At 71.9% G+C, this 24,727-nt stretch carries 23 protein-coding genes, 1 pseudogene and 1 riboswitch; of the genes and pseudogenes, 11 read left to right on the top strand and 13 right to left on the bottom strand.

All coding sequences use genetic code 11. The features are described from left to right. Window positions 1-3: 3 nt before the first annotated feature. Entirely contained in the window at window positions 4-1,236 is a 1,233-nt protein-coding gene (locus U6N30_RS10480; protein WP_324277250.1) for a PEP/pyruvate-binding domain-containing protein, read from the bottom strand. Window positions 1,237-1,405: 169 nt separating this feature from the next. Here U6N30_RS10480 and U6N30_RS10485 point away from each other — a divergent pair, with 169 nt between their 5' ends. Continuing rightward, window positions 1,406-1,597: a hypothetical protein gene (locus U6N30_RS10485; RefSeq protein ID WP_324277251.1), complete on the top strand. Its 192-nt coding sequence runs from the start codon at window positions 1,406-1,408 to the stop codon at window positions 1,595-1,597. Window positions 1,598-1,691: 94 nt separating this feature from the next. Further along, the gene (locus U6N30_RS10490; protein ID WP_324277252.1) at window positions 1,692-2,333 is read left to right on the top strand and encodes a hypothetical protein; all 642 of its coding nucleotides are present in this window, start codon (window positions 1,692-1,694) and stop codon (window positions 2,331-2,333) included. Window positions 2,334-2,377: 44 nt separating this feature from the next. On the opposite strand, the gene U6N30_RS10495 is transcribed toward U6N30_RS10490, so the two are convergent. The 3 genes from U6N30_RS10495 to U6N30_RS10505 form a co-directional block, all read right to left on the bottom strand. After that, window positions 2,378-2,614 carry a hypothetical protein gene (locus U6N30_RS10495; RefSeq protein WP_324277253.1) on the bottom strand — a complete coding sequence of 79 codons (237 nt, stop codon included), beginning with the start codon at window positions 2,612-2,614 and terminating at the stop codon, window positions 2,378-2,380. A 1,013-nt stretch (window positions 2,615-3,627) separates the two neighbouring features. Continuing rightward, a complete protein-coding gene (locus U6N30_RS10500; protein WP_324277254.1) occupies window positions 3,628-3,927 on the bottom strand; it encodes a class I SAM-dependent methyltransferase in 300 nt (99 codons plus the stop codon). After that, a complete protein-coding gene (locus tag U6N30_RS10505) occupies window positions 3,891-4,385 on the bottom strand; it encodes a class I SAM-dependent methyltransferase (protein ID WP_324277255.1) in 495 nt (164 codons plus the stop codon). The genes U6N30_RS10500 and U6N30_RS10505 overlap by 37 nt, the downstream gene beginning before the upstream one ends. A 537-nt stretch (window positions 4,386-4,922) precedes the next feature. After that, window positions 4,923-5,077, top strand: a riboswitch (cyclic di-AMP (ydaO/yuaA leader). A 6-nt stretch (window positions 5,078-5,083) separates the two neighbouring features. Here U6N30_RS10505 and U6N30_RS10510 point away from each other — a divergent pair. The 5 genes from U6N30_RS10510 (at window position 5,084) to U6N30_RS10530 (ending at window position 11,704) form a co-directional block, all read left to right on the top strand. Next, entirely contained in the window at window positions 5,084-6,013 is a 930-nt protein-coding gene (locus tag U6N30_RS10510; RefSeq protein WP_324277256.1) for a LysM peptidoglycan-binding domain-containing protein, read from the top strand. Between the two features lie 733 nt (window positions 6,014-6,746). Then, window positions 6,747-7,679: a relaxase domain-containing protein gene (locus tag U6N30_RS10515; RefSeq protein ID WP_324277257.1), complete on the top strand. Its 933-nt coding sequence runs from the start codon at window positions 6,747-6,749 to the stop codon at window positions 7,677-7,679. Then, entirely contained in the window at window positions 7,643-8,410 is a 768-nt protein-coding gene (locus U6N30_RS10520) for an AAA family ATPase (protein ID WP_324277258.1), read from the top strand. Before U6N30_RS10515 ends, U6N30_RS10520 begins: the two co-directional genes overlap by 37 nt. Next, window positions 8,310-10,379, top strand: a complete 2,070-nt coding sequence (locus tag U6N30_RS10525) for an AAA family ATPase (protein WP_324277259.1) — start codon at window positions 8,310-8,312, stop codon at window positions 10,377-10,379. The genes U6N30_RS10520 and U6N30_RS10525 overlap by 101 nt, the downstream gene beginning before the upstream one ends. Before the next feature lie 503 nt (window positions 10,380-10,882). Beyond that, window positions 10,883-11,704 carry a site-specific integrase gene (locus U6N30_RS10530; protein ID WP_324277260.1) on the top strand — a complete coding sequence of 274 codons (822 nt, stop codon included), beginning with the start codon at window positions 10,883-10,885 and terminating at the stop codon, window positions 11,702-11,704. A gap of 34 nt (window positions 11,705-11,738) precedes the next feature. Here the strand turns inward: U6N30_RS10530 and glnA are convergent, their stop codons facing one another. Next, window positions 11,739-13,172 (bottom strand): type I glutamate--ammonia ligase, encoded by a 1,434-nt coding sequence (gene glnA / locus U6N30_RS10535; RefSeq protein ID WP_324277261.1) that lies wholly within the window; start codon window positions 13,170-13,172, stop codon window positions 11,739-11,741. 162 nt (window positions 13,173-13,334) lie between these two features. Here glnA and U6N30_RS10540 point away from each other — a divergent pair, with 162 nt between their 5' ends. Further along, complete coding sequence (locus tag U6N30_RS10540) at window positions 13,335-13,754, top strand: RDD family protein (RefSeq protein ID WP_324277262.1); 420 nt, start codon at window positions 13,335-13,337, stop codon at window positions 13,752-13,754. Window positions 13,755-13,850: 96 nt separating this feature from the next. On the opposite strand, the gene U6N30_RS10545 is transcribed toward U6N30_RS10540, so the two are convergent. From U6N30_RS10545 to U6N30_RS10555, 3 genes are all read right to left on the bottom strand, one after another. Further along, window positions 13,851-14,732, bottom strand: coding sequence for a DUF4191 domain-containing protein (locus U6N30_RS10545; RefSeq protein ID WP_324277263.1), 882 nt, complete (start codon window positions 14,730-14,732; stop codon window positions 13,851-13,853). 61 nt (window positions 14,733-14,793) lie between these two features. Beyond that, window positions 14,794-15,768 (bottom strand): lipoyl synthase, encoded by a 975-nt coding sequence (gene lipA / locus U6N30_RS10550; RefSeq protein ID WP_324277264.1) that lies wholly within the window; start codon window positions 15,766-15,768, stop codon window positions 14,794-14,796. A 75-nt stretch (window positions 15,769-15,843) separates the two neighbouring features. Continuing rightward, window positions 15,844-16,959, bottom strand: a complete 1,116-nt coding sequence (locus tag U6N30_RS10555) for a hypothetical protein (protein ID WP_324277265.1) — start codon at window positions 16,957-16,959, stop codon at window positions 15,844-15,846. A 103-nt stretch (window positions 16,960-17,062) separates the two neighbouring features. On the opposite strand from U6N30_RS10555, the gene U6N30_RS10560 reads away from it, so the two are divergent. Further along, on the top strand, window positions 17,063-17,992 hold the full coding sequence (locus U6N30_RS10560) for an LLM class F420-dependent oxidoreductase (RefSeq protein WP_324277266.1): 930 nt from the start codon (window positions 17,063-17,065) through the stop codon (window positions 17,990-17,992). Between the two features lie 18 nt (window positions 17,993-18,010). On the opposite strand, the gene U6N30_RS10565 is transcribed toward U6N30_RS10560, so the two are convergent. Beyond that, window positions 18,011-18,991, bottom strand: a complete 981-nt coding sequence (locus tag U6N30_RS10565; protein WP_324277267.1) for a class I SAM-dependent methyltransferase — start codon at window positions 18,989-18,991, stop codon at window positions 18,011-18,013. A gap of 233 nt (window positions 18,992-19,224) precedes the next feature. On the opposite strand from U6N30_RS10565, the gene U6N30_RS10570 reads away from it, so the two are divergent. Then, window positions 19,225-19,728: a winged helix-turn-helix transcriptional regulator gene (locus tag U6N30_RS10570; protein WP_324277268.1), complete on the top strand. Its 504-nt coding sequence runs from the start codon at window positions 19,225-19,227 to the stop codon at window positions 19,726-19,728. Continuing rightward, window positions 19,725-19,919: a hypothetical protein gene (locus tag U6N30_RS10575; protein WP_324277269.1), complete on the top strand. Its 195-nt coding sequence runs from the start codon at window positions 19,725-19,727 to the stop codon at window positions 19,917-19,919. The genes U6N30_RS10570 and U6N30_RS10575 overlap by 4 nt, the downstream gene beginning before the upstream one ends. Window positions 19,920-19,925: 6 nt before the next feature. Here U6N30_RS10575 and U6N30_RS10580 read toward each other — a convergent pair whose 3' ends face one another. The 4 genes and pseudogenes from U6N30_RS10580 to U6N30_RS10600 form a co-directional block, all read right to left on the bottom strand. Next, window positions 19,926-21,302 (bottom strand): putative bifunctional diguanylate cyclase/phosphodiesterase, encoded by a 1,377-nt coding sequence (locus U6N30_RS10580; protein WP_324277270.1) that lies wholly within the window; start codon window positions 21,300-21,302, stop codon window positions 19,926-19,928. Further along, window positions 21,194-21,817 carry a hypothetical protein gene (locus tag U6N30_RS10585; RefSeq protein WP_324277271.1) on the bottom strand — a complete coding sequence of 208 codons (624 nt, stop codon included), beginning with the start codon at window positions 21,815-21,817 and terminating at the stop codon, window positions 21,194-21,196. Before U6N30_RS10585 ends, U6N30_RS10580 begins: the two co-directional genes overlap by 109 nt. Window positions 21,818-21,837: 20 nt before the next feature. Continuing rightward, window positions 21,838-22,149, bottom strand: coding sequence for a hypothetical protein (locus U6N30_RS10590; RefSeq protein WP_324277272.1), 312 nt, complete (start codon window positions 22,147-22,149; stop codon window positions 21,838-21,840). Between the two features lie 116 nt (window positions 22,150-22,265). After that, a pseudogene (locus U6N30_RS10600) lies at window positions 22,266-24,565 on the bottom strand (putative bifunctional diguanylate cyclase/phosphodiesterase). Window positions 24,566-24,727 lie beyond the last annotated feature (162 nt).

Below are 24,727 nucleotides of genomic sequence, written 5' to 3' on the forward strand. Positions count from 1 at the left end.
GGCTCAGCGGGTGGTCACGGCGCCGGTCGTGCCGTCGACCGTGACGGTGGCGCCGTCGGGGATGGACGTCAGCGCTCCTGCGAGTCCGAGCACGGCCGGGATGCCGTGTTCGCGGGCCACGATGGCGGCGTGAGAGAGCGCGCCTCCCGTCTCGGTGACCACGCCGCCGGCCAGCCGCAGCAGCGGTGTCCAGGCGGGATCGGTGAAGGGGCAGACGAGGATGTCGCCTGGTCGCACCCGGGCGAAGTCGTCCGGGCCTCGCACAGTTCGGGCGGCGCCGGTGGCGGTACCGGTGCTGCCGGGGATCCCCGTCAGGAGAACTGGTCCTGATCGAGGGCTGGTCGCGGGGCCCATGGGTGGAGGTGCGACGGTGATCGGGCGCGCCTGCAACAGCCAGACCCTGCCGTCGGCGACCGCCCACTCGATGTCCTGCGGACCCCGCAGCGTCTCGACGACCTGCGCGCCCAGCGCGGCGAGCTCACGTACGATGCCCTCGTCGAGGGTGGTGCGCCGGCGGTCCTCGGCCGGGACGTCGCGGGTGAGCAGGTGCGTGCCGATCCGGTTGAGGCGGGTGCGCTTGTCGGCCACAGTGCTGGTGACGGTGCCGTCCGCAGCGACTCGATAGGTGTCGGGCGTGACGGTACCGGCGACGACGCCGGGGCCGAGTCCCCAGGCGGCGTCGATCGCGGTCGCACCGTCCGAGCTCGTCGGGGTGAACATCACTCCCGACACGTCGGCGTCCAGGTGCCGCTGGACGATAACCGCCATGGCCAGCTCCTCGCCGCAGAAGTCGGCGGGGCCGGTGCGGGACCGGTAGGCAGTCGCCCGGGGCGAGAGCAGCGACGCCCAGCAGGTGCAGACCGCATCAGCGACGGCCGGCAGTCCGTGCACAGCCAGCGTCGTCTCGTACTGCCCCGCCGCGGACGCCTGCCTGGAGTCCTCACCCGTCGCCGAGGACCGCACCGCTACCGCAGGGGCACCGAGCCGGCCGAGCGCCAGGCCCAAGGCCTCGAGCAGGGGGCGAGGAAGGGACCGGTCCCGCAACAGCTCAGCCGTGAACGCCAGGCCACCGCGGAGCGGATCGCGCTGTGCGAGCTCATGGGCGACCGCGAGGTAGACGGCGAACGGCACCACGAACCCGTCGGGCACCGGAAGGCCGGCGCGCAACATCGCCCCGAGTCCGGCCGCCTTGCCGCCGCAGGTCGCGGCCTCGGCGTCCCGCAGCGGGATGAGCACCCTAATTCTCCTTCAACGTATCGTTGACAACTATTCGTTGATCCTGCACTCTCGGGCCATGGTCGGCAACCATGACGGCTCGCCTCAGCCCGCATCGTTCGACGATCAGGGGCAGGCGGCGCGTGAGCAGCAGGCTCAGACGCGTCTGTCCGAGCTCGCCGCGGGGGCGGTGACCGAGCGTCCGTGGCGGCCGGCGTCGGTCCCGCCGGCGGCGGTCGACCTCCTGCAGTTCGCCCTGTGGCGCTCCGCAGACCTGCAGCCCGAGGACCTGCTGCGCGCTCTGGCGCTGGTGCCTGCCGCCCGCGCCGAGGTCGACCAGCTCGGGCCGGGCTGCTGTTCACCGCCCGAGCAGCGGGGTTGACCTGGTCGCAGATCGCGTCGGCCATGGGGTTCAGGTCGCCGCAGGCCTGTCAGCAGCACCACACCCGCCTGGCGGCGCGGCAGGACCCCGAGTCGTGACCCAGGCCTCGCCCGCTGAGCTGCTGGCGATCCACGCTGTCCGCGTCCTCGGCTTCGCTGACACCGCCGCGGTCGCCCGGCGGTTCGAGCTCGACCATGCCCAGACCGGCGAGCATTTGCTCGACGCCGAGGCGAACGGGTGGGTCACCCACACCGCCTTCGCCGGCACGGCTGGCTGGTCCCTGACCGACCGTGGCCGCCGCGAGAGCGAGCGCCAGCTGGCGGCCGAGCTCGCCCGTACCGGCCGGGCGGAACAGGTCCGCGACGCCCACGACGCGTTCCTGCCGCTGAACGGTCGTGTGCTGCAGGCCTGTACCGACTGGCAGCTCAGACCCGCCCCCGGCAACCGACTGTCGCCCAACGACCACACTGACCCCGCCTGGGACGACGACGTCCTGGCAGTCCTCGAAGCCGTCAACGAGGACCTCGCTCCACTGGTCGAGCGACTTGCCCTCATCCTCACCCGGTTCGGCGGCTACGACAGCCGCTTCAGCGCCGCACTGACGCGCGCTCGGTCAGGTGAGACGGGCTGGGTGGACCGCACCGACGTCGACTCCTGCCACCGGGTCTGGTTCGAACTCCACGAGGACCTCGTCGCCACGCTCGGTATCGACCGCCGGGCGAGCCCCGAGACGTAACCGTTTCCTGCAGCCGTAGACGGAAGGTGTGGTGGGTCCGACTGTCAATACTGATCTGGACAGGAGGGCGTGGACTTCGACTCGTCCCATGCCGTGATGATGGTTTCCGCCTCTTCTGCTGCGTACCTGTCGAGCGGCGAGTCTCTGCCGTCAAGAACGAAGACTCGTTCGGAGAGCGTCCATTCCGGAGCTCCCACCTGCTGGGCCGGGTCATCGGCCACAAGCGTGATCTGCGACGGGCCTGAGATGGGGTGAACCCACTCCTCGATGTCGAAGGTCACGAGCACGCCGTCGGCCTCCTGACTTGTGCTCGCCACGGCCCCCAGAAGGCGTGGTCAGAGCAAGCAATGAGCGCTGCAGCACTGCCCAGGCTGCTGGTTTCAGCCTCGCTATCGCTGGTCCCGCAGCCCGCGAGCAACACCGATGCCGCAGCAGCAGCTCCCGCGGCCCAAGGCCGGGGATGCCTACTTCCGCCCGCCCGAGGGCGCAAGAGCATGCTGTTGATCGCTATCGACCCAACGTAGGCACCGATGCCGGCGGTCGGACAGCACGACGCGATCACAGTCGACTTCGCGACACCCGTAGAGGATCGCTCACCGCCGCTTACGTCCGCGCCGGTCGCGGTTCGGCCGCTGCCGCCTAGCGGCTTCGAGCCTGAGAGCGTAGGTCGGTGTCGGCTCGACAGCCTGGCCGCACCGAAGGCAGATGACCCCCTTGTCGTTGGCGTCGCGCCGTCGGTGATTGTGCGGGCACTCGGAGTCCCGGTGCTCGTGACTGACGGTCTGCCAATGGGGGCGTCCGTGGCCATCGCCTCAGGGTAGTTCCGCCGACGCTCCGTGAGCCGCCGCTACGGTGCCTCTTCGTCATGCACATCTGCGGCGGGCCCTTCTGCACGCCACCGGACTCACCGCCGGTGTGTGCTGCAGGTGCTCCTTGGACACGCCTCGGTGGGTGCCTTGCAGCCACGTCTTGATACCAACCGAGAGCCGCGCCTCCCAGCGTCCACACGACTTGGATCACGCCGCCCGATGGCTGCCAGTTGCCGGATCAGCGGCTCGCAGTAGGTGGCCTTCTGCGACGTCCCGCTGGACGAACCCGCTACGGCAACATTCGGGCAGGTGGACGGACCAACAAGGACGTCCCGCAGAGGATCCCCTTGCGGCGCGGCCTTGGCCGCTCATCGAGCTGGCCACAGCTGTGGCCGGTTCGGCTACCGAGGCAACCGCGGCGCCCTGAGTGACTGCCGGACAGCGCTGCCTGGAGGCGGTTTGGGCGCCTGGCCGCTTCAGAGTGCTCAGCGGCTGCGGGCGGCGACGAACCAGCTGCCCGCGAACAGCACTTCTCCGTCGATCTCGTCGGCCAGTTCCTCAGCGCCGAGGTAGCGCTTGAACACCCGGTGCCGGGAGCCGTCGTTCAACGTCCGCGCCTGCCACTGCTCGGCGTCGATTCCTGGACGCAGGGCGGAGTCAATGACCACCAGCTCACCGGCCACACGCCGGACCTCGGCGAGGAAGGCTCCTCGCTCACCGATGGGCAGGTGCCCGTAGAAGTGGCCGGTCAGCACCCTGTCGAATGCGCCGTCGGCGAAGGGCATGTCCAGCGCGTCACCTGTGAGAGCGCGTCCACCCGGCAGGCGGGACTGGGCAGGGCCACCATCGCCAGGCTCTGATCCAATCCGACCACGAAGCCGGTCAGGTGGCGGGTGAGGAAGCCGCTGCCGCAGGCGACGTCCAGGGTGCGGACCGCCGGCAGCGCTTGGACCAGGGTCACCACCGCCTCCACTTCGGCGCCCCAACCGGGCCGGTCCCGTTCGGCGAAGCGGCCCTGCCCGGTGTACCACTCGTCGTACTCCTCAGCGCGCTGGTCGTAATACGCCGCCGTCGCCGCGTCGCGGGCGAAGACCGGCTCCTCGGACATCATTCCGACAGTCTGGCGAAGGCGGACCGCATCACCACACCGGTGTCCGGAGGCCGCGCGCCCCCGGTCGGGCTGGCCGGTGCAGGTGGCGCCAGAACGGCGTCGCCGCAACGCACCGCGGCGCGGCGCGGCCACGACCACATCACCACGCACGACCGGCCGGTGACCAACCTGAGCAGCGTCCCGCTCGAGGATCCTTCCGCGGGCCGCAGACGCTGGCCTGGCCGTCGGCGTTGTCTACCTGCTGGTCGGGTTCGTCGGCGTCTTCATCGCCCGGTTTCGACGATTTCTTTACCCACGCCACCAACGACCGCCTGACGTGGATTCGAGATCAACGGCTTCCACAACGTCGTGCACATCGTGATCGGAGGTGCCGGCCTGGCCCGGCCCGGGCCGGGCCCGCCTACGGCTGACCGCCGGCTATGGCGCCGCGTCATCTACGGGTTGATCGCCATCAACCGGACGTGGGACTTCTCAGACCGGCTATCCCCCGGAAGAAGCGGTCGGCCGGAGCTGACAAGCACACGCGGTGCAGGGTCCCGGTAACGCTTTGTGAATCCTCGCGGGCGAACCCGGGAAAGCTGGCTCAGGGTTGCTGCCTGCGTCCGGGGTCTGCATACCGTGCTGAGGTTCGCCGAGCGGTGGACCCGGATGACGGCACCGCCCAACCTGCCCACCGTCGCACCGGTCCTGTCGAAAACGACGGGCAGGGCGGGGGACCCACCTCGTAGGACCAGGCCTTCCGGCCTTGGGGTGAAGCCGCAGAATGCGGCCGGGCAGCTCTCGCCCGAACCCGACAGCTAACTCCGTAGGCGGCGAGAGGCTCACCACCCATGTCCAAGCGCTACAAGGGACGGCACCGCCGTCCCACCCGCAACCCTGTCGTGGCGGCCGTGGCACGACCCGCCGTGGTCGTCGCGGCAGCAGCGGCCGTCTCCGTTGGAATGATCGCCCCCGCCCAGGCTCACTCCGGGGACCACACAGTCCGCTCCGGCGACACCCTCGGCGAGCTCGCGGCCAGCCACGGCACCTCGTGGCGAACGATCTACGCCGACAACCGCGACACGATCGGGCCCAACCCGAACGTCCTGCGCATCGGTCAGGTGCTCACCATCGGCGGCTCGGGCTCGGGCTCGGGCTCGACGCCGTCAGCGGTCAGCGGCTCGGGCGCGTACACCGTGCGCGCGGGAGACACGCTCAACAAGATCGCCGCCCGCCACGGCACCACCGCGCAGCAGCTGCACGCCCTCAACCGCGAGGTCATCGGCGCGGACCCGAACGTCCTGCGTGTCGGTCAACGTCTCGTCCTCAGCGGGAACGCGGCCCCGGCCGCCGCGCCGAGTGCGGCCCCCGAGCGCGCCAGCCGAGCATCGGACCGGTCTGCCGTCGCCCCGACGCCGGCGCCGTCACCCAGGCCGGCTGCGTCCTCGAGCGCCTACGGGGCGTGGGACCCGCACGTCCGACCCGCCGTCCAAGAAATCGCCGAACGGTTCGGCGTCTCCACCGTCCTCACCCGCCCCGGGCACAGCCCCACCCAAGGCCGCGCGGCTGACTTCATGGTCTACACCGACCGGGCCAAGGGAGACGCCGTCGCCCAGTACGTGATCGACAACGCGGCTCGACTCGGCGTCGAGAACGTGATCTGGCGGCAACGGATCGCCGGTCCGTGGACCGGTTGGGCGTGGCAGACGATGGAAGACCGCGGATCCGCCACGGCCAACCACATGGACCACCCACACGTGGCGTTCCTGCCAGCCGGGTAACCGACTGACCGTCGTGGTCCGCTGAGCCCGGGACCGACGACAGCGCCCCCTGCCCTGAGTTCGGTGGGGCAGGGGGCCCTGTCGACGGGCCATCCGACGCTCAGGCACTCCGCCGCAGCTATGGCCCCTGGTCCGTCTCGGCGGAAATCAGTGCCTCGCTGCGCTGGTCGTTGGATCACGCGCTCGACGCGGCGTGCCAGCAGCCACAGAGACGGCGGCGACCGTCTCTCGGTTCAACCGTCTCACTTGAGAGAACCTCAAAGGGAACATCGCGGGACAACGCAGCGCCCCTCGACCGCGGTCCCGTAAGACCCGCCCGGTGACCAGTCCCGCACGGGTAGGACAGGCGGGACACCCCTGTCCGGGAAGCAGCGACGACCACCGGGCCGCTCAACACCCACGTCACCGTCACCCAGGAATCGCTAATGACGACGAACCGGGCCATCGCGAACCGCAACGCCAGGATCATTGAGAACCGGCCAGTCGTCATCGTGAAAGCGATCAACGACCGCCATGAGAAGCCAATCAGACATCGCTAAGCTGACCTACTTATCGCAACGCCCAACCCTGACCCATAACACTCAAACTGTTACTAATGAACGTCAAAATGTCACTGAAGAACGGCACGCATGCTACCTTCGGAGGTAGATCGGGCCCCGCATTGCGGGGCCATCGGCGTCTATAGGGGTGACTTGTTGGTCATTGTCGGGTGGCGTTGAAAATGCATGGCGGGATGAAGATCTACGCCGGCTCACCGGCGGCTGCCCGGCAGTACGTGGAGGCCGACCGGGGCCGGACGGATGACTACTACCTCGCCGAGGGTGCCGGTGTGGCGCGCCGGTTCAGCGTTGCCGGCGGGCGGGTGAGCGAGTTGGCGCCGCTGACCGGTGACGCCTACGAGACGTGGGTGGCCGGCTGTGACCCCGGTACCGGCGAGCCGCGGGGGCAGCTGCGCGGCGACGGGCATGCGGTGCGGTTCGTCGAGGTGGTGGTCAACGGCCCGAAGACGTGGTCGCTGGCGGCGGCGCTGCATCCGAACGTCGCGACGGCGTATGACGCGGCCCAGGCACGGGCGGCCGGGCAGATCATCGGCTGGCTCGGGGAGCACGCGACCACCCGGGTCGGTCCGCGCGGCGGGCAGGTGCAGGTGCCGGTCGAGGTGGCCGAGGCGGTGACGGTGGCGCACTACACGTCGCGGGCCGGGGATCCGCACCGGCATCTGCACCTGCAGATCAACGCCCGGGTGTTCGCGGCCGGGAAATGGCGCGGCCTGCACACCGTCGGTATTCGCGATTTCCTCGCTGCGATCAACGGTATCGGGCACGCCGCGGTCGCCTGCGATCTGCACTTCCGGGCCGCGCTCGCCGCTCACGGATATGTATTGGGTGCCGATGGGGAGATACGGCAGCTGGCGGATTTCGTGGGCGCCTTCAGCGCGCGGACCGCGCAGATCGCCCGGAACATCGACACCTACGAACGAGAATGGACCGCGGCGCATCCCGGCGAGCACCCCGGCCCGGGGTTGCGCCGCTCCTGGGACGCGCGAGCGTGGGCAGCGGGCCGCCCGGACAAGGTGAGGCCGCAGCCGGGGAGGACCTCACGGCACGGTGGCTGGCCGAGCTGGCCGCGTTGGGCTACCGCGACCGGAATGTTGCGGTCGGCCTGACACCCACGCCGGTCGGCGGCCTGGACCGGGAGCAGGTGGTGCAGCGGGTGCTCGCCCGGCTGGCCGCGGCCCGCTCGGCGTGGAACGCCGCCGACGTACGCGGGGAGGTCGAACAGCTGCTCGCCGCCGCCGGCATCGTCACCGACCCGGCGGTGCGCATCGAGCTCGCCGAAGACCTCACCGCCCGCACGATGTCCCGGTGCGTGCCGCTGCTGGACCGCGACGGCGCGCCCGAGCACATCCGGGCCTGGACCTCGCCACCGGTGCTCGCCGTCGAGGCCGACCTCACCGCCCGCCTCGCCGCCCGCGCCACCGACCGCCCGGCCGGCATCCCGGACACCGACCCGATCCCGCCGGTCGACGTCGCAGCCGGTGCCACCCGGCTGGATCCCGGACAGGCCGCGGCGGTCGCCGCGCTCGCCGGCCCGCGGCGCCTGGTTGTGATCGAGGGCGCGGCCGGCGCCGGCAAGACCACCACCCTCGCCGCCACCAGGAACCTGCTCGCCGAGCAGGGGCGCCGGCTGGTGGTCGTCACCCCGACGCTGAAGGCGGCCACGGTCGCCGCCGCGGAGGTCGGCGCGGTCGCCGGGTCGGCGGCCCGGCTGGCCTACCAGTACGGCTACCGGTGGAATGGCGACGGCGCCTGGAGCCGCCTCCCGCTCGGCCACACCGACCTGGTCACCGGCCGCGCCTATGCCGGACCGGGAGAGGGCGCGGCTGCGGGCCGGTGACCTGCTCGTCGTGGACGAGGCGGGCATGCTGGACCAGGACACCGCCCGTGCCCTGCTGACGGTCGCCGACGAGTGCCAGGTGCAGGTCGCCCTGCTCGGTGACCGGCATCAGCTGCCGGCGGTCGGTCGCGGTGGTGTCCTCGACCTCGCCGCGGCCCAGGTCGACCCGACCGAGCACCTGACCCTGCTCGGGGTGCACCGCTTCACCCGCATCGACGCCACCGGTCGCACCATCCTGGACACCGACTACGCCGACCTGACGCTGGCGATGCGCGCCGGCACGAACCCCGGGACGGTGTTCGACGCGCTGCTCGCCCGTGGGCAGATCCGGCTGTACCCCGACGCGGCGGTGCTGTGGGAGGCGCTCGCCGCCGGCGTGGCCGACGGCTACACCGCGAGTGAACGGGTGGCTGTGGTGGTCGGCACACGTGAGCAGGCGGCCGGAATCGGCGCCGCCATTCGGGACCGACTTGTCACCGAGGGCCGGGTCGACGACGTCGCGGCGGTGGTCACCGGGGCCGGGGAGCGGATCGGCGTCGGCGACCGGATCGCCACCCGCCGCAACGACCGCGACCTCGGCGTCGCCAACCGCGACACCTGGACCGTCACCGCCGTGGGCCGAAACGGCGCGCTGGTTGCCACCCCTGTCGAGCCTGTCGGCGGGGACGTTCCCGGCAGTGTCACCCCGCCTGTGACCCGGGCGCGGGTGCTGCCCGCTGGCTACGTCACCGCGCACGTGGAACTGGCCTACGCGACCACCGCGCACGGCGCCCAGGGCGACACGGTGACCGCCGCGCACCTGGTGGTCGGTGAGGACATCGGCGCGGCGGCGGCCTACGTCGGGATGACCCGCGGCCGCACCGCCAACACCGCTCACCTCGTGGCGGCCGATCCCGCCGAGGCGCGGGAGCAGTGGCTCGCCGTTTTCGCCCGCGACCGCGCCGATCTCGGTCCGGCGCACGCCGCCCGGCTGGCCGCCGCCGAGGCCGCCCGTTACGCCACGCCCCGGCCGCTGGAGCAGGCGCTCGCCGACCTGCGCGAGGCGTGGACCGTCGAGCAGTGCTGCCTGGATGGGCTCGCCCGTGACCTGCCGCGCCGGGACGCGCTGCGCGAGATCGTCGCGCTCGAGTCCGCACACGCCGACCAGCTCACCGCGCTGGAAGCCTGGTACGAGCAGACCGGGATGGAGGCCCGGCACGCCGCGGCGCGGGTCGACGCCAGCGGCGCGGCCGTCGCCGCCGAGACCGACCGGATCCGCGACACCCTTCTCGGCAGCTGGGACACCGGGCGTGCCGCCGCCCGCGACGCCGCACGGGTCGTGCTCGACGGTCCCGGCCGGCTCCGGCTTCGACGGGCGGCGGTGCACCGGGCCGGCGAGCAGCTGGTCGACTGGGCGGAGACCTGGCGGCCATACCTGCCGGCCATGCCCACCGACCCGCAGCAGATCGCGCGCCTGGCTGACCGATCCGACGACCGACCGCGGCTGTGGACCGCCTTCGACTCCTACGCCCGCCACCACGCCGAACACACCCACCCGGAGCACGCTCAGTTGCGCGCGACCGCAGTCACCGCCCAGGAGGCCCACCGGCACGCCGGGGCCGCGCTGGCCCACGCCCGCCGTCAGCACGAGGACCGGCTCGCCCGCTACGGGCGCCTCGCCTGGACCCCCGACCCCGCGGCGCGGCTGGCCGACACCGAACAGGCCATCGCCGCCGCTCGCCAGCAGCTCACCGGGGCACGCGCGCGGATGTCGCAGCTGACCTCCGAGCCGGCGCTCCTGGCCCAGCCCGCCGATCGGCTCGCCGTCGAACGCGACGCCTGGTGCGCAGAGCGCGACGACAAACGGCGCCAGCGCCGCGCATCCGCCCCGCCGCCGCCCAGATCCTCTGCGGGTGTGGCTCGGCCGCGGCCCGAGCCCCCGTCGCTGTTCGAGCCCCGTCCCAGCATCGGTCCCTCCCGCGGCCGATGACCCCCACTCCGTCCCGCCGGGAACGTCGCGCGCCGCGACGACGTCCATGCCTCGGTCCATGCCCAACGCGATCAGAGCAAGCGAAAGCGGCCTTGACGTCGAGTGTTGTGTCGGACCCGCAGGCGAACGTGTGCCTGTGACCTGGATTGCTCGCTCTGTCGCCCGGGACGGCCGAGCCGAGGAGGACAAGGAGGGCCCCCGATGGCCGTAGTCATTGACCGGTGGCGGCGGCGGGACCGCGCGACCGGGAAGCTCGTTCCCACTGCGCGCGACGGCAAGGGGTTGCGCTACCTTTCGCACCTCCGCGATACCTCTGGACATGAGGTCACCAAGGCCTTCGCGCTGAAGCGAGACGCGCAGCGGTGGCTCGACGAGCAGACGGCCGAGATGGTCCGGGGACGTACGTGCACCCCGCCGCGGTCAAGACGACGGTCGGGGAGTGGTGTGAGACGTGGCTTTCCGGCTACGCCAGTAGACGTCCCAGAACCGTCCGACAGGCGCGGGTGCACATCGCGCAGATAACGACCATTTTCGGCAACCGTCCCTTGGCCGCGGTGCGCCCGTCGGACGTGAAGTCCTGGACGGCCAGGCTCAAGGCTGACGGACTTGCTGACAGCTACGTCTACGCGCTCCACAACCGGCTGTCGCAGCTGATGAGCGACGCCGTCCATGACGGCATCCTGGCGCGCAACCCTTGTTCCCGACGCACGACTCCGGGCGCTGGCAAGCCCCGCGCCTACGTCGCCACCACTCAGCAGGTGTGGGCGCTGCACGATGCCGTCGCCGAGCACCTGCGACCGGCGATCCTGCTCGGCGCCTTCGTCGGTCTGCGGACCGCCGAGGCCGTCGGCCTGCGGGTAGCGGACGTCGACTTCATGCGCAGCATCGTCAGCCCAGTGCAGCAGCGGGACGGCGAGCCGCTGAAGTCCGAAACCAGCCGGACGCCGCTGCCGATTCCGTCCGAGCTTGCGCTCGAGCTTTCCGCAGCGGTGGCCAGGTGGGGCGGCGACTACGTCGTCACGGACGGCGCTGGCCGGCAATCCTCAACGTGGGCCATCGAACGGGCAGTGCGGGCGGCGCGACCGAAGGTCGAAGGGTTGCCGGAAGCGTTCCGCTTTCACGACCTCCGGCACTACTTGGCCTCACTGCTCATCGGTAGCGGCCTCGACGTCAAGGTCGTCCAACATCGGCTCCGGCACGGGTCGGCGAAGACGACCTTGGACACCTACGGCCATCTGTGGCCCGACAGTGACGAGTCCGCACGAGCCGCCGTGGGGGCAGTACTGGCGGCTCGTGCGGACTGGGTGCGGACTGGTGAACCCTGACCACGAGAAATTGCAGGCCAGAGGGTAGTCTTCGTCAGATGTCGTAGTACATCGCGAACTCGTGCGGGTGCGGGCGGAGGCGGATCGGGTCGATCTCGTTCTCCCGCTTGTACTCGATCCACGTCTCGATCAGGTCGGGGGTGAACACCCCGCCGTCGATGAGGTACTCGTGGTCGACCTCGAGCCGGTCGAGGACGGCGTCCAGCGACGCGGGCACCTTCTCGATGCCCAGGGCCTCCTCGGGCGGCAGCTCGTAGAGGTCCTTGTCGACCGGCGCCGGGGGCTCGATCTTGTTCTTCACGCCGTCGAGGCCGGCCATGAGCATCGCCGAGAAGGCCAGGTACGGGTTGGCCGACGGGTCGGGCACGCGGAACTCGATGCGCTTGGCCTTGGGGCTGTCACCCGAGATCGGGATGCGGGTGCAGGCCGAGCGGTTGCGGGCCGAGTAGACGAGGTTGATCGGTGCCTCGTAGCCGGGCACCAGGCGGTGGTAGCTGTTGACGGTCGGGTTGGTGAAGGCGAGCAGCGACGGGGCGTGCTTGAGCAGGCCACCGATGTAGTGCCGCGCCATGTCGGACAGGCCCGCGTAACCCGTCTCGGCGTGGAACAGCGGCTCGCCGTCCATCCAGAGGCTCTGGTGGCAGTGCATGCCGGAGCCGTTGTCGCCGAACAGCGGCTTGGGCATGAAGGTGACGCTCTTGCCCTCGGCCCAGGCGGTGTTCTTGATGATGTACTTGAACAGCATCAGGCTGTCGGCCGACCGCAGCAGGGTGTCGAACTTGTAGTTGATCTCCGCCTGCCCGCCGGTGCCCACCTCGTGGTGGCCCCGCTCGAGCTCCAGGCCCGCCTTGGTCAGGTTGCTCATCATGGTCGAGCGCAGATCGCTCTGGTGGTCGTAGGGCTCGACCGGGAAGTAGCCGCCCTTCGGCCGGGTCTTGTACCCCAGGTTGGGGCCGCCGTTCTCGCCGGTGTGGGAGCCGGTGTTCCAGGAGCCCTCGACCGCGTCGATGTGGTAGTAGCCCTCGTTGATGCCGGTGCCGTGCCGGATCGAGTCGAAGATGTAGAACTCGGCCTCGGCGCCGAAGTAGGCGGTGTCGGCGATGCCGCTGGAGGCCAGGTAGGCCTCGGCCTTCTTCGCGACGTTGCGCGGGTCGCGGCTGTAGGCCTCGCGCGTGATCGGATCGTGGATGAAGAAGTTGATGTTCAGCGTCTTGTGCCGGCGGAACGGGTCGAGGAAGGCGCTGTTGGCGTCGGGCAGCAGGAGCATGTCCGACTCGTTGATCGCCTGGAAACCGCGGATCGACGAACCGTCGAAGCCCAGGCCCTCGGAGAACGTGTCCTCGCCGAACGTCGACGCCGGGATGGTGAAGTGCTGCATGACGCCGGGGAGATCGCAGAAACGGACGTCGACGTACTCGACGTCGTTGTCGCGGATGTAGGCGGCGACCTCGTCGGGGCTGGTGAACATCGATCCTCCGGGATTGGGCGAACTACCGAACCGCACGCTACGAGCGGGGGTTGCCCCCGGTGTCCCGAGTGTTTCGGAGGCGTAACAACGCTGTCCGGCGTGTCGCCGGCAACGTTCCCGTGGCCCCCGGGCACTGCCCGAGCCTGGTTCTACGCTGGCTGCATGGTGAATGACGTGCAGCCACCCTCTCAGGACCGCGTCCGCGGCGCCTCCCTGGGGCTGCCCGCCGGCGGACCCGGAGCGCTCGCGACCTTCGGTAGCCGGATCGGCGCCTTCCTCGTCGACGCGCTCGGTTCCGCACTGGTCGCGGGGCTCTTCACCGCGCCGGATCTGCCGGGCAACTGGGCGCTGGTGGCCTTCGCCGGGCTCACCGTCGTCACTCTGGTGGCCTTCGGGCAGACCCCGGGCATGCGGCTGCTCGGCCTGCGGCTGGCGCATCCGCGGCCGAGGGAGCGGCTGGCTCCGTGGCGTGCCGTCGTCCGCACCGCCTTGTTGTGCCTGCTGGTCCCGGCGCTCGTCGTCGACGCCGACGGCCGTGGCATGCACGACAGGCTCACCGATACCGCCGTCGTCAAGGGTTGAGCCGCGCGCCCCGATGATCAGGTGACCTGGTCATCGGGTGTCCTCCCTCGCGGTCGACGGTGGGGGAGGACCCTGAACGATCAGGTCACCTGATCGTCAGGCGGGCGACGGGGCGACGGGGCGACGGGGCGACGCGAGCGGGAGCTCAGGAGCGGCGGCGCACCTGGCGCTGGCTGATCGACATCTGCCGCCCGCCGGGAAGGGACCGCCGGGCACCGGCATGCGGGCACCACCCAGGGCGCTCATGCGCCGGCCCAGGGCGTTGACCTCGGCGGCGCTCAGGTTGCGGGGAAGCTTCATCACGTGCGTGCTGAGCTTGCGCAGCGGGATCTGCCCCTCGTCGTCGCCGACGACGATGTCGTAGATCGGGGCGTCGCCCACGACCCGGGCGACCTTCTTCTTCTCCTGGGCGAGCAGTCCGCGGACCCGCGCCGGCACTCCTTCGGCGACCAGGATCACGCCGGGACGGCCGAGGACGCGGTGGACGGCGTCCATCTGCTGGCTGCCGGCGACCCCGGAGGTGACCCGCCAGTCACCGCGCATGCCCTCGAGCACCCAGGCGGCGGCGCCGGGCTGCCCCTCGACCTGGCGGTAGGCCGAGCCCTGCGCGCGCCGGCCGAACACGATCAGCGCCGCCAGCGCACCGCTGATGAGGGCCAGCGGCAGGAACAGGAACGGGGAGTTGAACAGGATGCCGACCAGCTCGATGACGGCGGCGACCGCCACGAACCAGATCAGCATGATCCACGGCAGCTTGGGGTCGTTCTTGCGCGTCAGCGTGTAGGCCTGCTTGATCATGCGGGCCTGGCCGCCGAGCTTCTTCAGCCGCTGCTTCTTCGGCTTGCCCCTCCGGTTCAGCTTGACCGGCTCGGCGCCGACGGCCGTGGACCCGGAGCTGCGCCCGCGCCCACCGTCCTTCGGACCGCGGCCGGCCTTGCCGCTCGGAGCGGTCGCGTCTGTGGGCTTGCTGCGTGCCATGGCACCAGGATAGGGCCGGTCTGGCCGCTGACCCCGCACGCACCGACGTGAACGGCCCGAGTCAGCCCTGGTGGGTGAGGCCGCGGGCCTCCACGGCCTGCTGGTAGAGCCGGCCGGCGCGGTAGGAGCTGCGCACCAGGGGACCGGCGAGGACGCCCGGGAAGCCGATCCCCTCGGCGTCCTTCTGGAACTGGACGAACTCGTCGGGCTTCACCCAGCGCACCACGGGGTGGTGGCGCGGCGAGGGGCGCAGGTACTGGGTGATCGTCAGGAGGTCGCACCCGGCGTCGTGCAGCGCCTGCATGGTCTCCACGACCTCGTGCGGCTCCTCACCCATGCCCAGGATCAGGTTGGACTTGGTGACCAGGCCGGCCTCGCGCGCCGCGGTGATGACCGAGAGCGAGCGGTCGAACCGGAAACCTGGCCGGATGCGCTTGAAGATCCGGGGGACGGTCTCCACGTTGTGCGCCAGCACCTCCGGGCGGGAGGAGAAGACCTCGGCGAGCTGGGCAGGGTCGGCGTTGAAGTCGGGGATGAGCAGCTCGACGCCGCAGCCGGGGAGCTGGGCGTGGATCTGCCGGACGGTCTCGGCGTAGAGCCAGGCCCCGCCGTCGGGCAGGTCGTCGCGGGCGACGCCGGTGATCGTGGCGTACCTCAGCCCCATGGTGGCGACGCTCTCGGCGACGCGGCGCGGCTCGTCGGCGTCGAAGTCGGCGGGCTTGCCGGTGTCGATCTGGCAGAAGTCGCACCGCCGCGTGCACTGGTCACCGCCGATGAGGAAGGTGGCCTCGCGGTCCTCCCAGCACTCGTAGATGTTGGGGCAGCCGGCCTCTTCGCAGACGGTGTGCAGACCCTCGCGGCGGACCAGCGACTTCAGCTCGGTGTACTCCGGGCCGGTCTTCAGCCGGGTCTTGATCCACTCCGGCTTCCGCTCGATCGGCACCCGGCTGTTGCGCACCTCGAGGCGGAGGAGTTTGCGGCCGGCCGGCTCGATCGTGGATCCCGTCGAGGTCGTCGGAACAGCCGGCTCACTCATGATCTCCACGGTACTCCCGGACGCACGACGCCCCCGTTCCTCGGAGGAACGGGGGCGTCGGATGTGATGAGGCGCTCAGACCTGCTTGTCGGCCGGTCCTGCGGTCGGTCCCTCGTCGGCGCCGCCACCGGAGCTGAACGGCTCGGGGGCGTCGGAGCCGTTGACCGTGGCGTCGTCGGGGCCGTCGCCGTCGGCGAGCTGTGCGTCGCGCACGCCCATGTCGGACTCCGCCGGTGCGGAGTCGCTCGTCGTCGACGCCGTGGACACGGTCTTTCCGGAGGTGCTGTCGGAGGTGGGCACGGGGTCCTCTCGGTAGCTGGGCACCGGACCGTCGCCCGCGGGGGCCGGGGTCCAGGCGTCGTCCTTCTTGCGGCGCAAGAGGACGAACGCCGCGGTACCCAGCGCGAAGGCCAGGAACACCCACGGCCACCGCCGCGGCTCCTTCTCGACGCCGGCCTTGAGCCGGACCGTCTTCGCGGTCGCAGCGGCCGACTTCTCGAACTCGCGACGCTTCTTGCCCGCCGTCTTGCGGGCCCGCTTCGCCGCCTTCCGAGCTCTGCGCGTCGACTTCTCCGCCGTGGCCGCCAGTTCCGCCCGGCGGGCGTCGAGTTCGCTGCGCGCACTGTCCACGCCCGCGGCCAACGTCTCGCGGGCGCTCTCGAGCGCCGGCGTCATGGCGCCCCGAGCGGCGGCCACGCGCGGCGTGGCGTAGGCGAGCGCGGCCACCTGGGCGGCCTCGAGGCGCGGGACGACGTCGTCGTGCAGCGCCTTCTGTGCCGCCTTCTGAGCCGCCTCCACGCGGGGGCCCAGGTCGGCGGCCGCCTTCGCTGCCGCAGCCTGCGCGGCAGCGACGCGAGGGGCGGCGGCGCCCCGGGCGGCCTCCACGCGGGGAGCGAGCGCCTCACGCGCGGCGTCCACGCGGGGCGCGAGCGTGTCGCGGGCGGAGGCCACGGCCGGCGCGGCGGCAGCCACGGCGGCAGCGACCTTCGGTGCCACCGTGACGGCGGCAGCCTTCTGGGCGGCGTCGAGAGCCGGGCCGGCAGCCTCACGGGCCGCGGCGACGCGCGGCCCCAGCTGCTCGGCAGCGAGGCGCCCGGCCTCGGTGGCCGCCACCCCGATGTGGGCGAAGCCCTCCTGAAGCTCGGCGCCGATGACCTGACCACGCGTCTTCTTGCGGAACACGAGCTGCACCTCCGAGTTGATCGTCTGGCGATCATCCTGCCCGGTCCGGCCCGAGAACACACCCCGGAGGGCCCGGGCAGCGGGTCGGGCCCGGTGTGGTTAGCGTCGCGGTGTGCTGCTGCGGATCTTCACCGAGCCCCAGATGGGCGCGACGTACGACGACCTGCTGGCCGTCGCCCGACGCACCGAGGAGACGGGCTTCGACGCCTTCTTCCGGTCCGACCACTACCTGACCATGGGCGGGGACGGACTGCCCGGGCCGACCGACGCCTGGGTCACCCTCGCCGGGCTCGCGCGGGAGACCAGCCGCATCCGGCTGGGCACCCTCATGACGGCGGGCACCTTCCGGCTCCCCGGGCCGTTGGCCATCTCGGTCGCGCAGGTCGACCGGATGAGCGGCGGGCGCGTGGAGCTCGGCCTCGGGTCGGGCTGGTACGAGGAGGAGCACACCGCGTACGGGATCCCGTTCCCGTCGCTGGGCGAACGCTTCGACCGGTACGAGGAGCAGCTCGCCGTCGTCACCGGGCTGTGGAGCACCCCGGCCGGGGAGACCTTCGACTTCGACGGGCAGCACTACCGACTGACGGAGTCGCCGGCCCTGCCGAAGCCCGTCCAGGAGGACGGCATCCCGATCCTCGTCGGCGGCAAGGGCAGGAAGCGGACGCCGCGGCTGGCCGCGCGCTACGCCAGCGAGTTCAACGTGCCGTTCATGCCCGCCGACGACAACGCCCGGCTCTTCGCCGGGGTCCGGGAAGCGTGCGAGCAGGCCGGTCGTGACCCGGCGTCCATGGTGTACAGCTCGGCCCTGGTGCTGTGCGTGGGGAAGGACGAGGCCGAGCTCGCCCGTCGCGCCGCGGCGATCGGGCGCGAGGTGGACGAGCTGCGCGAGCACGGTGTCGCCGGCACGCCGGCCGAGGCGGTGGACGTCCTCGGCCGCTACGCCGAGGCCGGAGCCGAGCGGGTGTACCTGCAGGTGCTCGACCTGTCCGACCTCGACCACCTGGACCTGGTGGCCGGTGAGGTGGCGCCCCAGCTCCGCTGAGGCGCCACCGCCGCGCGGCTACGGTCGCCGGCCCCAGGTGAGGGCGTGCATCGGGGTGAGCTGCGCGCTTCCGAGTTCGATGAAGCCGTGGCGGGTCAGCAGGTCGTCGTAGGCCGCGCGCGGGAGCAGCTGGTCGTCGATCTGCGCCTCGAAGAACTGGATCCCGCTCATGATGCGGCCGGGTACGGTGCGCAGGCCCTCGTCGGTGTCGGGGAACGGGAAGTCGGAGATCACGAACCAGCCACCCGGTTCGAGGGCGGCCATCACGTTGTCGGTGACGCGGTCGATGTCGCGGCACTCGTGCATCGAGATGTTGTTGATCACGACCCGCGCCGGGACGTCGATGTGCATGTCCTCGAGGGCGCTGTGGACCAGCTCCACCCGGTCGGCGAGACCGGCGCCGGACACCCGCTCGCGGGCCCGCTCGACCGAGTGGGCGTCCCCGTCCACCCCCACGACCGTCGCCCGCGGGTAGGTCGTGGCCAGCCGCACGACGCCGATGCCCGCACCGCAGGCGGTGTCGACGACGCGGCAGCCGGCCGTGAGCGCATCGGCGACGCCCGGGACGCGCTCCAGCCCGCCCGGCACCAGCCGCGTGTAGAACGGCGTCCCGGTCCCGGACACCGCGGCGATCCACGCGGGGCTGGTGTCGTCCCACCACATCCGCTCACCGGTGGCGAAGGCCTCCTCGAAGCGGCCGAACACCTCGGGCGCCTCCAGGACGCCGAAGACGCCGCCGACGTACGCCGGCGACGAGGTGTCCAGCAGCAGCGTGGCAACGTGCGGCACCAGGCGGAAGCCGTTTCCGGCGCGGTCGGCGATCCCGGCACCCACCGCGGCGCGGCACCACACCGAGACGTAGAAGAGATCGAGGCCGCAGGCGTCGGCCAGGTCGTCGGCGTCGGCGCCGGGGCGGTCGGCGAGCGTCGCGACCAGACCGGTCCGCAGGCCGATGGCGACGGTGCGGTGCCCGACGTACCCGGCGATCAGCGACAGCACCTTGGGGGCGGTGTCGGCCAGGGTCGGCGCGTCGGGGAGGGGCTCGGGGCGGTGAGGGTCATCGGGGGCTCCAGGACGGAGGAGGAGTAGGGACGCCCCCGAGGTTGTCGCCGCGTGACCCCTCGCTCCAGTGCCGTATCTGTAGCGGGCCGGTACTGCGTCTGTACCACTACCGGGCCGCCCGGGGTGGCCCTACCGTTCGAGAACGGACGCCGATCGCCGGAGGAGCCGCCATGCCCTCGCAGTACGGGCAGTTCTGTCCCGTGGCCAAGGCCATGGAGCTGCTGGACGAACGCTGGACGCTGCTCGTCGTCCGGGAGTTGATGCTGGGCAGCCGGCACTTCAACGCGCTGCGCCGCGGGGTGCCGAGGATGTCGCCCGCGCTGCTGTCGAAGCGGCTGCAGACGCTGGTCCGCGCCGGCGTCGTCGAGCGGTGGGAGGACGGGAACCGGATCAGCTACCAGCTGACCGAGGCCGGCCGGGAGCTCGAGCCGATCGTCGAGGCCCTGGGTCGCTGGGGCGTGCGGTGGATCCCGGAGCTCGGGGACGCCGACCTCGATCCGCACCTGCTGCTGTGGGACATGCACCGCAACGTCGACCTCGAGGCGGTGCCGGACGGACGCACCGCGATCGCGTTCGTCTTCCCCGCCTCGCCGCGGCACGACGCTGGTGGATCGTGGTCACCGACGAGGGCGTGGACCTGTGCGACGTCGACCCGGGGTTCCCGCCGCGCGTGACCGTGGAGGCCGACCTGCTGGCCCTCACCCGCCTCTGGCGCGGGGACGTCGACTGGGCGACGGCGCTGCGGTCGGGTGACCTCGTGCTGCACGGGGAGCCCCAGGCGTGCCGGGCCCTGCCGCGGTGGCTGAAGCTCACCAGCCTCGCGCAGACCCCGCGGCCAACCCGGCGCGACGCCGTTCTCGTCTGAGGACCGCTATCGGCCGAGCACCGGGCGCGGGGCTCGCAGCCAGGACATGAAGTCGGCGACCGGCATGGGGCGGGCGATCGCATAACCCTGGGCGACGTCGCAGCCGAGGGCGGTGAGCACCTCAGCCGTCTCGTCATCCTCCACGCCTTCCGCGACGAGGGAGATTCCCAGGTCGTGGGCGAGCGCGACGGTGTGCCGGACGATCATCGCGGCCCGCGGGTCGGTCCCGACGTCGTGGGTGAGACTGCGGTCGAGCTTGAGCTCGTCGGCGGGCAGGTTCCGCAGGTAGGCCAGCGAGCTGTAACCGGTCCCGTAGTCGTCGATCGAGGTTCGAACGCCGAGCCGGCGCAGCTCCCCGAGGACTTGGCGACCGCGCTCCGGATCGGTCATGAGCGTGTCCTCGACGAGCTCGAGCGTGAGCGCGCGTGCCGGCAGGCCGTGGCGGAGCAGCGCCTGCGCGACCTTTCCCGGCAGGTCCAGGTCGGTGACGTTCGCGGCCGACAGGTTGACGGACACCGGGACCTCGCGTTCCGGCCACCAGCCCGCCGCCGCGGTCAGGGAGAGCTCGAGCACCACGTCGGCGAGGGGACGCAGCAGGCCGGCCTGCTCGGCGGCCGGCAGCAGCTCAGCCGGGGAGAGAAGTCCTCTGCCCGGATGCTGCCAACGGATGAGGGCCTCGGCGCCGACGACCTCTCCGCCGGGTAGCGCGACCTGGGGCTGCAGGTGCACCTCGAGCTGGTCGTCACGGTCCAGCGCGGTCCGCAGATCAGCCATGATCCGCAGCCGGTCACCCGCGCCGCCGCGGGGATCGGGGACGTAGACCTGCACGCCGGCGCGGCTCGACTTCGCCGAGTACATGGCGACGTCCGCGCAGCGCAGCAGTTCCTCGACCGTCGCGGCCGGCACCGGAGCGCTCGCGACACCGATGCTCACCCCCACGTGCAGCCGGATGCCCTCGACCGTCACCGGCTGCAGGATGAGTTCCCGGAGCCTCCCGGCGAGCGACTCGGCCTCGTCGAGCGCGACCTCGGGCAGCAGGACGGCGAACTCGTCGCCGCCCAGGCGGGCGAGCAGGTCCGTGCTGCGCAGCGCAGGCTGCAGCCGAGGTCCGATCTGGCGCAGGAGGTGGTCGCCGGCATGGTGGCCGAGGCTGTCGTTGACCTCCTTGAAACCGTCGAGGTCGAGCAGGAGCAGGGCTGCCGGACGGGCGGCCGTGGCGGTCGAGAGCACCGTCGTCGCCTGCTCGAAGAGCGCCCGGCGGTTGGGCAGGCCGGTCAGCTCGTCGGTGCGTGCCTGCTCCCTGACCTCGTTGAAGGCGCGGACCTCCCGAAGGTGATCGCCACCCGCGCCAGGGCCGCGAGGACGCAGCCGACGGCGAGCCACGCGGCGGCGGGGTTGAAGCGGCTGCCCGCGTCGAAGCCCAGCACGATCAGGCTGGCGACGTTGCAGGCCAGCGGGACCGCCAGCACCCGCCAGCCGACGCGGGTGGTCTGCGCCTCCTGGCGGCGGGGGCGGGCGTGGCGCCGGCCGGTGTGTGCGGCGGCCGCCATGAGCGTGACGGCGACGAGCCAGGTGAGGTCGAGCGGGCCGCCCTCGACGTAGATCCCCTGGGTGGCCAGGTCGAGGAACACGATGTCGCCGACCAGGTTGGCGACGATGGCGGCTGCGAGCAACAGCAGGATGCGGTCACTCCGGACGCCGAGGATGGCACCCACCGCCACGAGGAGGGCGAGCAGGACGACGTCGGCGATCGGGTAGGCCAGGCTCGTCATCACGGCGGCCAGGTCGCCCTCGGTCAACTCCAGCGCCGGTCCGAGCATCACAGCGACGGACACGGCGCCGGCACCCAGCGCCCCGACCACGCCGTCCAGCCACATGCTCGCGTGGAAGCGCGACACCCTGGCGCGGATCAGGGCGATCAGGGCGACGTACAGCGGCAGGTAGTAGCCGAGGTAGAAGAGGTCGGCGATCGAGGGAAGGGCTCCTCGTCCAGCCGCGCGACCACCAGCGTGTAGACGAGGTTGCCCACGACGCCGAGCAGGATGGCGATCGTGAGCGAGACCCACGCCAGCCGGTCGGGCCCTGGTCGTCGGGCTGCGAGCAGGCAGACGAGAGCTGCACCGGCGTAGACGACGTTGTAGAGACCCAGGTCGTAGACGCTCGCCCAGATGGCGCCGGCGGGACGGGGCCCCACGCCCGTGACGAACAGACCCAGGCCGACGACGGTCACTGTCAGCGCCAGCCCGGACGCGCTCGATCGACGGTTCGACGTCGCATTCGGTTGCACGCCACCTCCATCGGCTGCGAAGCGGATGGGCAGGACCGCTTCGGGACGGGACCTCACCCTCAGGGGTGGGGCGCGGGGCTCCCGGAGGCGCCGGTCGCCACCGCCCTGGGGCGCCCCGGGGTCCGAGGGCCCTCCAGCCAACGGAGGAAGTCCGCGACGGGCATGGGGCGGGCGATGGCGTAGCCCTGGGCGATGTCGCACCCGAGCCGCCGCAGCGTCTCGCCGGTGGCGTCGTCCTCCACGCCCTCGGCGACCAGCCGCAGGCCGAGCGCGTGCGCCAGGGCCGCGGTGTGCTCCACGATGGCCGCGGCGCGTGGGTCGTCGCCGACGTCCGCGGTCAGACTCCGGTCGAGCTTCAGCTCGTCGGCGGGCAGGTGGCGCAGGTAGGCCAGGGAGCTGTAGCCGGTGCCGTAGTCGTCGATCGACGTCCGGACGCCGAGGTGCCGCAGCTCGGCCAGCACCTGCCGCCCGCGCTCGGGATCGGCCATGAGGGTGTCCTCGACCAGCTCCAGGGTGAGCGCGGCCGGGGCAGGCCGTGCCGGCCGAGGGCGGCGAGCACCTTGCTGGGCAGGTCCAGGTCGTTGACGTTGGCGGCGGCGAGGTTGACCGACACCGGCACCGGATCGGCCGGCCACCAGCGGGCCGCCGCGGTCAGCGCCAGCTCGAGGACGGTGTCCGTGAGCGGGCGCAGCAGACCTGCCTGCTCCGCCGCCGGCAGCAGGTCACCGGGGAAGAGCAGTCCGCGGGTCGGGTGCTCCCAGCGCACGAGTGCCTCGACACCGACCGGCCGCCCATCGGCGAGGTCGATCTGCGGCTGCAGGTGGACGAGGAGCTCGCCGTCCTGCAACGCCGTCCGGAGTTCCTCCATGGTGCGCAGCCGGTCGCCGCTGCCGCCGTGCGGATCGGGGACGTAGACGTGCACGCCCTCGCGGGCGGCCTTGGCCGCGTACATGGCGACGTCCGCGCAGCGCAGCATCTCCTGCACGGTCGCCGCCGGGACGGGTGCGGTCGCGACGCCGATGCTGACGCCGACGTGCAGCCGGATGTCCTCCACCGGGAACGGCTGCAGGATCAGCTTGCGGAGCCGCTCGGCGCGGTCCTGCGCCTCGTCCAGGGACGCCTCGGGCAGCAGGACGGCGAACTCGTCGCCACCCAACCGGGCCAGCACCTCACCGGGGCGCAGCGCGGGCAGCAGCCGCGGCCCGATCTGGCGCAGCAACTGGTCGCCGGCGGTGTGCCCCAGGCTGTCGTTGACCTCCTTGAACCCGTCGAGGTCGAGGAGGAGCAGGGCGGCGGGAGCACGTGCCGTGGCGGACGCGAGGACGCGCTCGGCCTTCTCCAGCAGCGCCCGGCGGTTGGCCAGGCCGGTGAGCTCGTCGGTACGGGCCTGCTCGCTGACCTCGTTGAACGCGCGCACCTCGCGGAAGGTGATCGCCGTGCGGGCCATCGTGGCCAGCGCGCAGCCGATGGCCAGCCAGGCGGCGGCGGGCGGCATGGAGTCGCCCCAGCCCACGGCGAGGACCACCAGGCTCGCCACGTTCGCGGCCAAGGGCAGGGCCAGCAGCCGCCAGCCCAGCCGGGCCCGGGTGCCCTCCAGGTCGTCGCGGGGCGCCGGCCGTGGCCGGGCCAGGTGCGCGGCGAGGGCGACCAGCACGACGCCGGTCAGCCAGGTCAGCTCGAGTGGCCCGCCGTCGACATAGGTGCTCCGCACACTGACCGAGAAGAGGATGACGTCGCCGACCATGACGCACCCGAGGGCCGCCGTCAGCAACAGCGCGGTGCGATCCAGCCGGAGGCCGAGGATCGAGCCGATCGCGAACAGCAGGGCCAGCAGCAGGACGTCGGTGGTCGGCAGGGCGAGTTGGACGAGCGGCACGGGCTCCCGCCCGTCGTCGGGCGTCAGATAGGGACCGAGCAGGAAGGCCAGGCCCACCGCCGTCGTCCCGAGTGCGCCGATCAGGCCGTCCAGCCACATGCTCGGATGGAAGCGGGGGACACGGGCGCGGACCAGGCCGACCAGGGTGACCCAGAGCATCAGGTAGGCGCCGAGTGCGAGTGCATCCACGGCCAGCAGCGGAAGTGAGCCGACCGCATCCGGTCCTGCGACGAGGGTGCGGCCGGCGTTGGCGATCGCGTTGAGCACCAGGGAGACGGTGAGCGCCCGCCAGGCGAGCCGCTCGTGGGGCACCCGCCGGGCAGCCTGCCAGCAGGCCAGGGCGGTCGGCAGGTAGACGGCGTTCCGCAGGATGGCATCGAGGAACCGGTCCCAGACCACACCCTCCGGCCGCGCGACGATCCCGCACGCATAGGCCAGGACGAGGGCGCAGGCCGCGTACAACAGCGCACGGGACGACGGCATGCGTGCGCGCCCCGTCGGCCGGACCTGTTCCACGGGAGCGTCATCGGCGCAATCGCGGCAGAGCCGCAGTCGAGCGGGTGCACGACCTGACCCGGAGGGAGGAGAGGAGGCCGCCGATCACGGCCCCGCCCAGCCGAACCGGCGCCCGGCACGTCGCGGTAG

The organism is Blastococcus brunescens (genome assembly GCF_035320885.1).
GTDB classification, from domain to species: domain Bacteria; phylum Actinomycetota; class Actinomycetes; order Mycobacteriales; family Geodermatophilaceae; genus Blastococcus_B; species Blastococcus_B brunescens.